This window comes from Methylobacterium nigriterrae (genome assembly GCF_037106235.1).
GTDB classification, from domain to species: domain Bacteria; phylum Pseudomonadota; class Alphaproteobacteria; order Rhizobiales; family Beijerinckiaceae; genus Methylobacterium; species Methylobacterium nigriterrae.
The window spans coordinates 1-316 of sequence record NZ_JBAWTG010000665.1; the positions used below are offsets into that span (position 1 = coordinate 1).

The window sequence follows — 316 nt, forward strand, 5'->3', positions numbered from 1 at the left end:
ACGAACGTGCCCATACAGGTCCCGCAGCGAGCGGTGATGCGCAGATCGCGCCTGGTGTTGTCCGTCGCCATCCTCGAAGCCAGAGGCCGGGATCTGCACGGCAGGGGCCGAGCTGGGCGGCGTCGCCGGCGCCGTCTCGGACGAGAAGAGGCGCTGGAAGAGGCCGCCGAGGCCACCTTCGTCAGCGGCTTGCGCGTGAGCGGCTGCGAGGATGACGAGGCACCCGGATGCGAGCGCGAGCCGTACGGCGCGGGCAAGACTGGTGTGGATCAGCGACATCGGCTCCTCGCGTCAGCTCCGACCCGAGTGGCCCGGC

1 pseudogene is annotated in these 316 nt (G+C 70.9%); it reads right to left on the reverse strand.

The features are described 5' to 3' along the window. Nucleotides 1-279 (reverse strand): annotated as a pseudogene (locus WDW90_RS38640) (hypothetical protein); the annotation flags it as partial. Nucleotides 280-316 lie beyond the last annotated feature (37 nt).